1 protein-coding gene is annotated in these 592 nt (G+C 71.2%); it reads right to left on the bottom strand.

What is annotated here, in order from left to right; genetic code table 11:
* Positions 1-14 precede the first annotated feature (14 nt).
* Positions 15-592, bottom strand: a 578-nt coding sequence (locus AC1DWF_RS36640) for a hypothetical protein (RefSeq protein ID WP_476843340.1), incomplete at its 5' end; no start/stop codon positions are given.

The following is a 592-nucleotide window of genomic DNA, read 5'->3' as shown; positions in this document are numbered from 1 at the left end:
CCGACGCACAGCGCTCACTTCCGAGGCCCCGGGCGCAACATGGCGGCAATTGATACCCGCTCTGCCGAACGGAGGTCATTCTCGGATCGGCTTCGCATAACGGAGGCCGCGTGCAGTTCCTTGCGCAGGCGCGGGCTGAGGTCCTCCTCCGCGCGGCGCAGCAACAGCACCAGCTCGGCGAGCAGTGGCTCGGCGCCGGGCAGGCCGCGGGCGTAGWTCTCGAGCCAGCGCAACTCGCGCTCGAGGAAGTGCTTCGCCCCACGCCAGTCGCCCTCTCGGTTGAGCCCGACCGCCCGTCGCATGGCATCCGCCTGCCAGGCGGCGAAGGCAGCCAGGCTGCGTTCGATGTCTCGCTCTTGGGCGTTGTTGTCGTGGGCCTGCGCCAGACGAATCTCCGCCTCGACCTGCTCCGCCTCGACCAGGCCCGACCCGTCGGGCAGCGCGCCGCCCGCCGAGGCGCCGAGCAGCACCATCGTGCCGGCCGCGCCCGCCGGGCAGTGCAGCCGGATGACAACACGCTTGGGCCTGTCCGGCAGCAGCATGCCGGCCATCACCTCGATCGTGCCGGGCAATACCGTGTGCGCCCAGGACC

It is taken from the genome of Aminobacter sp. P4_D5 (genome assembly GCF_056401815.1).
Note: the sequence above shows the minus strand (reverse complement) of the source record. Positions and strands in the feature narration are given on the sequence as shown.